Annotated in this window: 6 protein-coding genes; all 6 read left to right on the top strand. The window is 50.0% G+C overall.

The window, feature by feature from the left end:
* Positions 1-987, top strand: a 987-nt coding sequence (locus ACZCED_RS17685) for a Glu/Leu/Phe/Val dehydrogenase dimerization domain-containing protein (RefSeq protein ID WP_464861330.1), incomplete at its 5' end; no start/stop codon positions are given.
* Between the two features lie 285 nt (positions 988-1,272).
* Entirely contained in the window at positions 1,273-3,105 is a 1,833-nt protein-coding gene (locus ACZCED_RS17680; RefSeq protein WP_464861329.1) for a sigma-54 interaction domain-containing protein, read from the top strand.
* A 581-nt stretch (positions 3,106-3,686) separates the two neighbouring features.
* The gene (locus ACZCED_RS17675; protein WP_462970284.1) at positions 3,687-4,121 is read left to right on the top strand and encodes a hypothetical protein; all 435 of its coding nucleotides are present in this window, start codon (positions 3,687-3,689) and stop codon (positions 4,119-4,121) included.
* A 302-nt stretch (positions 4,122-4,423) separates the two neighbouring features.
* Positions 4,424-5,593 carry an NAD(P) transhydrogenase subunit alpha gene (locus ACZCED_RS17670; protein ID WP_464861328.1) on the top strand — a complete coding sequence of 390 codons (1,170 nt, stop codon included), beginning with the start codon at positions 4,424-4,426 and terminating at the stop codon, positions 5,591-5,593.
* A 19-nt stretch (positions 5,594-5,612) separates the two neighbouring features.
* On the top strand, positions 5,613-5,915 hold the full coding sequence (locus ACZCED_RS17665) for an NAD(P) transhydrogenase subunit alpha part 2 (protein WP_462970282.1): 303 nt from the start codon (positions 5,613-5,615) through the stop codon (positions 5,913-5,915).
* Between the two features lie 13 nt (positions 5,916-5,928).
* Positions 5,929-7,881: an NAD(P)(+) transhydrogenase (Re/Si-specific) subunit beta gene (locus ACZCED_RS17660; RefSeq protein ID WP_464861327.1), complete on the top strand. Its 1,953-nt coding sequence runs from the start codon at positions 5,929-5,931 to the stop codon at positions 7,879-7,881.
* The last annotated feature ends 262 nt before the right edge of the window (positions 7,882-8,143 follow it).

Genomic DNA, 8,143 nt, shown 5'->3' with positions numbered 1-8,143 from the left:
AAAGGAGGTTCCGACTTCGATCCCAAAGGCAAATCCGACAATGAAGTGATGCGGTTCTGCCAAAACTTCATGGCGGAACTCTTTCGCCACATCGGACCCAATACGGATGTGCCGGCAGGCGATATCGGTGTGGGTGCCAGGGAAATCGGCTTTCTTTTCGGCATGTACAAAAAGCTGCGCAACGAGTTCACCGGGGTACTCACCGGCAAAAGCCTGGGTTGGGGGGGAAGCCTGATCCGGCCTGAAGCCACCGGCTATGGCGCCGTCTATTTTGCAGCGGAAATGCTGGCCACTCGCAATGATACCCTGGAGGGCAAGACCTGCCTGGTTTCGGGTTCCGGAAACGTAGCCCAATACACCGTTGAGAAAATCATCGATCTGGGCGGCAAGGTTGTCACCTTATCGGACTCTTCGGGATACATTTTCGATGAGGAGGGCATCGACCGGAATAAACTGGACTACGTCAAACGCATTAAAAACCTGAGAAGAGGCCGAATCCGGGAATACATCGATAAATACTCGGCGGCGTTCTATGCAGAGGTGGATTCTACACTGGGGCACAACCCCTTGTGGGACCATGCGGCCGATTCCGCCTTCCCCTGCGCCACCCAGAACGAGATCAACGAAAAAGATGCCCGCAACCTGATCAGCAACGGGGTGACGCTGGTGTGCGAAGGGGCCAACATGCCCTGCACCCCCGCTGCCATCGACAGTTTCCTGGACAAAAAGATCCTCTATGCGCCGGGAAAAGCGGCCAACGCCGGTGGAGTTGCCGTTTCCGGACTCGAAATGGCCCAGAACAGCATGAGGCTGAACTGGCCCCGAGAAGAGGTCGATGAACGTCTCAAAATCATCATGAAAAGCATCCACCAGACCTGTCTAGATGCGTCGGCGGAATACGGAGAAGCCGGCAACTATTTCATCGGCGCCAACATTGCGGGCTTCGTCAAGGTGGTCAATGCCATGCTCGACCAGGGACTTGTTTAAGGAGAATGAAAGACGAGGCCGCTTGATTCATTCATGCAACTAGCGGAATGCAATGGGATAATTTCATTTGGGAGAGACCTTTCGGATGATCACGGAAGGTCTCTCCCATCCGAATTCCAGTCAGCAGCCTTCACCTGAAAGCCTAACCGCGCAACTCCTTGACCGGCCATAACACGACGAACACTATCCAAATCTTTATTTATTGAATATCGTTTCAGCGTTTTGTAAAAACAGACACGATGAAGCCAAGTTGTTCGTACTTGAAGCTTTTTTTGATTATAGTAAATGAAATCCAAACGCAACACAGACACGTCAAGCTCCAGTCCAGAGCCGCAGGAACGTTCGATGCATAAAGGGTCTCGCAAACCGTTGTCGGTCTCTTCCGCACCAAACGCCCTTGCCGAACGGATCAAGGAGCTGAATTGCCTGTACGGAATTTCCAACCTTTTTGAAAACCAAGATGTGTCCTTACCATGGATTATGCAGCGTGCCGTTGAGCTCATCCCGGCAGCATGGCAGTATCCTGAATACGCTTGCGCACGCATCAGGTTGGACGGTCAGGAGTACACCACCAAGCATTTCAAGATGACACCCTGGCACCAGAACACCAACATCGTTCTGAATGGCAAACATGTCGGTGATGTGGATGTCTATTACCTTCAACCACCTCCGGCTTGTGATAATCAACCGTTTCTGGAGGAGGAAGGCCATTTATTGAGAGCGATTGGTGAACGGTTAAGCAAGGTTCTATGGCTAAAACGGTCCGAAGACGCGCTTAAAGAGAGCGAGGAGCGCTATCGAGTGCTTACCGAACAGGTTGCCGAAGGTGTCGCTTTGGTACAGAACTCCCGATTTTGTTATGTTAATCCAGCATTTTGCAAAATGTTTAACGTACCTTCGGATGAAAGCATGCGCGACCGGCAGGTGCAACGGTTGCCGGCAAAGGATGCGGGTGAAATATCAAAATTATATGGATCATTGGGTGACGGCGTCACTGAGGTTAAGGTTGAGGGCGTCCACCAGCTTCTCCGACCAGAAAAAAAATACTGGGTCCAGGTTTGCCACAGCCCAATCACTTTCAAAGGACGGCCGGCCTTGCTGTCAACGTTCAAAGACATCACTGAAATCAAAGAACAGCAGATTGCCGCCCAACAAATGGCGGACCTGCTGGACAGTGAAAACAGAATATTGCGATCGTCCTTAAAGGAACGGTATCGGCTCGGCGATATTCTCGGTCGCTCACCGGCCATGCAGGCGGTTTACGAACTGATTCTAAAAGCGGCGGCTACGGATGCCAATGTTGCCATATTTGGCGAATCCGGTTCAGGCAAGGAACTGGCGGCAAACGCGATCCATCATCATGGCGATAGAAAGAACAAACGCTTTGTCGCAGTGAATTGCGGCGCCATCCAGGAATCCCTTTTCGAGCGGGAATTTTTTGGTCATCGAAAAGGTGCATTTTCCAGTGCCCACGAAGATGCCCCGGGCTATTTGGATATGGCTGACGGGGGAACCTTGTTTCTCGATGAGGTCAGCGAATTGACCGTCAACATGCAAGCCAAGCTATTACGGGCTATCGAAGGACATGGATATCGGCCGATCGGCTGCACTGAAGCCAAATATACAGATTTTCGAATCATATCGGCATCCAATACGCCCTTGGACGACAAGGTAACCAGCGGCCGCATGCGCAATGATTTTTTCTATCGTATCCAAGTGATCCAGATTCAGCTGCCACCCTTGCGTCATCGCAAACAGGATATCCCATTGCTGGCAGAACACTTTTTACGCCAAATGAAATCCCCGTCCAGAACGCTAAGGGTTCCCGGCCATATCATTGATACGCTTATCGAGTATGATTGGCCGGGGAACGTCCGCGAATTGCGCAATGTCCTGCAACGCTATGTAACCCTTGGGCACCTTGAATTTCTTTCTCCGGATTCCGCCCCCAGCAAGGCATCGAGTGCAACTGAATTAGATCTTCGCTCAGCTACCCAACACTTGGAACAATCGCTCATCTCAAAAGCATTGCGCCAAACACGCGGTAACCGTACCCAGGCGGCCGCCCTGCTTGGCCTGTCCCGTCGAGCACTTTTTCGGAAAATGTCCACTTCGTAGGTGCCAAAACCGCCCACTCCGGGCGTATTCGCCCGAATTTTATAATTAATATAAAAACAAATGCTTAGCCTACTTTTTGTTGCTAAAAGCGGGCGCTTAATTCCCACAATCGTTTGTATCACTTGCCCGCCAGTAATTAAATCTTCTAATCATATTAGAACGTTCCACCAACCTATACCTGTTGGCATTCCCGTTGCTAAAACACAACCTCAGTGTACCACACGTGGCGGTATTTGTTTTAAGAACGATTTCCTGAAGGTAAACCCTGGGTCAGTTTTAATGGAGTTTGTTCAAAACAAAGCTTCCAGAAAAATCTTCGTTGTCCTGGATGATACTGGCGGCAACGATATTTTGGTGATCACCCCTGAGGGAAGGGTAATATACCTTGGTGGCCCCGGTTCGCCATTTTGGAAGCAAAAGACCATACCCCTCAAAAGGGTCAGGGTCCAACGAAAATTCAGATAGATATCTATTCAAAACAGGTTGATGAATAAAAAACACCATATACAGGGTACATGCAGCGTTCAGTATAGCCAAATGACGCATGTCTGAAAACAGTTTTACAGGAAAGGAGTAATTCAATGCAACACGATCCTTTTGGGAACCTTACCGATTGGGGGGTGGTTCTGGACATTTTGGCAGAGCTGGTGGACAACGGCCAATTATCAGAATGTCAACCGGGCCTGATTCGGATATTGCGATTCAAGGGTAACTGGCGGCTTCGTGAAGAGGTGCTAAACCGAGTTAGAGCGATTCAGGCTCCCTCAGAAGATCTGATTCGCCAAGTCTTGACCATACTGACGGACGATAACACATACTATGAAGCCAGGATTATTGCAGGCGACACCCTGATGGAACTGTTGAAAAACGTTCCTGCCGGTTCTTATGGCGAGTTTACCATGTCGGCAAGAAAAGTTATTGAGAAGTTAAAGAGTACGCCACAGCCGCCATTTTTCAATGAGGCAATAGACAGGCTCTATTCTGCGGTTGCTGTTCCAAGCATGCTGGAAAATTAATTCCACAAGTCAACACTATAAATACCAGGAGATTGTCAATGATCCAAAAACAGGAAGTTCAGGGGATATGCTGCACATGTACTATCAGATCAGGGTGCCGGTCTTTAATAAATAGCTCTATATTAGGCAGAATGGTTTTTTTTTGTGAGGAGTTTGATGATCCTGATGAGTATAAAAATCGTCGGCCAATCAAGGCTTTTGGTACCATGCCATGCATGGATATAAAAAGCCTTCTTTCATTGTGACATATCCATTTAAAAATACAAATATTTTCATTAAATCAAAATCATATGAGGTAAAATATGCTGATCGGAATCCCAAAAGAAATCTTGTCTGAAGAAAAAAGAGTCGCAGCCACACCGGAAACAGTCAGGAAGTACATTGACCTGGGTTTTGAGGTAGCCGTCGAATCATCGGCCGGAGAAGGAATTGCCATCAGTGATGACGACTACAGCCTGGCAGGAGCTACCATCGCCACCGATGTTGAACGTCTGTTGGCCGAATCCGATATGGTTTTAAAAGTCAAACAGCCTGTATTCAACCAAAGGCTGGACAAGCATGAAGTTAACCTGCTTCGCGATGGCAGCATTCTGATCACCTTTCTCCACCCGGCAGCACCGGAAAGCCACGATATTGTCAAACGGCTTAGTGATAAAAACATTACCGCCCTTACGATGGACGGCATCCCGCGCATCTCCCGTGCGCAACGGATGGATGCCTTGTCCTCAATGAGCACGGTGACCGGATATAAATCCGTAATTATGGCCGCCAACCAGCTGCCAACGTTCATCCCCATGATCGGCACTGCCATCGGCACAATCAAACCGGCAAAGTTTCTTGTTGTCGGTGCAGGTGTTGTGGGATTGCAAGCCATTGCCACGGCCAAACGTCTCGGCGGCATTGTCAAGGCCATTGATATTCGCAACGACGCTTGCACGGAAGCCGGAAGCCTGGGGGCTAAAGTGGTAGAATTCGACATTCCCCAGGAGCTGGCCGTCGGCAAGGGCGGTTATGCAAAAGCCTTGGAAGACGAATGGATCGAAATTGAACAGCACCTAATCGGTCCTCACCTGGAAGAGGCGGATGTGGTCATTCTCAGCGCGCTGGTTCCGGGTGAAGTCGCACCCATCCTGGTAACCGAAAAAATGGTTGCCAAGATGAAACCGGGTTCGGTGATTATGGATATATCCATCGATCAAGGGGGTAATTGCGAGGTTACCGAAGCGGGTCGTTTTAGTCAACGCCTGGGCGTAAACATCTGCGGAATCCAAAATATCCCCGGCAGGATGGCAGTCCATGCCAGCTGGCTGTATGCCAACAACATTTACTACTATGTGGAAAATCTATTTAAAAACGGTGTGGGAGAACTCGATCTGAAGGATGAGATTGTCATAAATTCTCTCGTTACCCACCGTTCAACCATTCATCACCAGGGTTCCCTCAAGGCCATGCGGGGCGGTCTATCCAATTGATCGGAAAGGGGGCACACGGATGGCAAATTTACTATTGATGGCTGGCGTTTTCCTGGCGTCCTTTTTTATCGGTTACCTGCTGATTTCCAAGGTGCCCGCTTTGCTGCACACACCCTTGATGTCCATGACCAACGCCATTTCCGCCGTTACCATACTGGGGGCGTTGATTCTGTTTTCAGCGCCGACCACCGTCCCGGTAAAACTATTGGGTGCGGTGGCTATCATTACTGCCGCTTTCAATGTAGTCGGCGGTTTTGCAATTACGGACAGGATGCTGAGGCTTTTCAAGGAAAAACGCACATCGTTGAATACAAATAAATAAGATCATTCACACTATGACACTTATCACCGATTTAATCGTTATCATTGTTCTGATAGCGGGGATATGGTTGTTCCGCGAACCCCGCAAGGCAAAGTTTGGCAACCTGATGGCTGCATTTGCGCTGACCTGTGCTTTCTTCTTGGTCTTGTACAGAAATGGAATCACGGATGCGGGTGTCGTGGTCATCTCACTGCTGGGGGGGGCGATCGCCGGCTATGTGGTGGCACGCGCCGTCAGTATGATTCAGATCCCGGCCATGGTGGCCTTCCAGCATGGTGCCGGCGGTGTAGCGGCCTTTCTCGTATCACTGGTTGAACTGACCCGCAGCACGCATGCGTTAGATACGGTGAGCGAAATTTCGGGCGTTTTGGGATTGACCATCGGTGCCCTAACGTTCAGTGCCAGCATGGTTGCCAGCGCCAAATTGGCCAACCGAATCAGCCAAACACCGCAAATCCTGCCGGGCCACAATTTACTCATGTTGTGGAATATCGGCGGTCTGTTTTTTGTTGGCGTGTTATCCTTTTATTTCACAACCGGTCTGGTATGGGTTCTCTATCTTGTCCAGATCCTGCTGTCCGTTCTTTTCGGTATCCTGTTTTCGATTCGCATCGGCGGCGCCGACATGCCGGTGCTGATTTCATTTCTGAATGCCACGGCCGGTCTGGCCGCATCATTTTGTGGAATGGTGATCGGCAACCAGTTGTTGATCGCCTTCGGTGCAACCGTGGCGGCCTCGGGTTCTATTCTCACCCATATGATGTGCAAGGCCATGAATCGAAGTCTTTTCCGGGTGTTCTTTCCCGAGCAAAAAATACCAAAGGGCGCCCTGGCTAAAAAGAGCCCATCGGCGGCGTTGTCCACCCCAATGGTGGTTGCAGACTCGGCGCAGAATCTGAAAAAAGCGGCGGCTGTCATTTTGAGAGCTGCAGCCGTGATCATCGTTCCTGGCTATGGGATGGCCTTGGCTAAAGCCCAAATGGAAGTTGCCGAGCTTGCGCAGCGGATGATCGCCATGGGGAAAGAGGTCAAATATGCCATCCATCCGGTTGCCGGAAGGATGCCGGGCCATATGAATGTGCTCCTGGCTGAAGCCGGTGTGGATTACGACATGCTGGTGGAGATGGAAACCATCAACCCCGATTTTCGGCGCACCGACCTGGTTCTGGTCGTCGGTGCCTGTGATGTGGTCAATCCCGCAGCCATCGATGTCGAGGGAACGCCCATTTCAGGGATGCCGATCCTGATGGCCCATCAAGCCAAACAGGTGGTGTGCTGTAACTTCGATAGAAAACCGGGTTATTCGGGCGTTGAAAACCCATTGTACAAAAAGAGCAATACCATCGTGCTGCCCGGGGATGCAAAAAAGACAGTCCATCAACTGTTGGCAACCCTAACGGACAAGCACTCTCAAGATGCGGTCGTTGAAAAACCTGCTTCCGACAACACCGCTGATGCCGTCCATGCGCTGGCTTCGGCTAAAAATGTCGTCATTATCCCCGGATACGGCATGGCGCTAGCCAAAGCACAATTCGATGTAGTGGAACTGGCTTCACTTTTGGAAAAAAGAGGTAAGCGCGTAAAATATGCCATCCATCCGGTTGCCGGAAGGATGCCCGGACATATGAATGTGCTCCTGGCCGAAGCCGAAGTCGATTACGACAATTTGCTTGAAATGGAGGAGGCCAACCCCCGGTTCGCCGATACGGACGTGGCCATGGTCTTTGGTGCCTGTGACGTCGTTAATCCGGCGGCGATCCAAAACCAAGGCACACCGATTTCGGGCATGCCGATTTTGATGGCCCATGAGGCCAAAAAGGTGATCATCTGCAATTTTGATAAAAACCCCGGTTATTCGGGCGTCGTCAACCCCCTCTATGATAACGACAAGGCCATCATGATGCTCGGGGATGCAAAAGTATCGGCAAAGGCTATAATTAAATCTTTGCGATCAGCTGTTGACTAACGTGATAATAGAAACCCAGACAAGGAAATGAAAAATGGCCGCGGATAAAAAAATATGCCCAATTCCCAACACAGCATTGATGTCAAACACGTTCACGAATTAAACGAGCGCACCAAAGGGCTTAAATGTTTATACCACGCCTTTAGACTGTTGGGTGTAACGGATATGCCCTTGGAAAAAACCCTGCAAGAAGTGGTTGATCTAGTGCCAAGCGGGTGGCAATTCCCCGAAATCGCGCGCCAGAATGATTATCTGTAATAAA

Source organism: Desulfosarcina sp., from assembly GCF_055467485.1.
The sequence above is the reverse complement of the archived record's forward strand: the minus strand, read 5'-3'. Positions and strand labels throughout refer to the sequence as shown.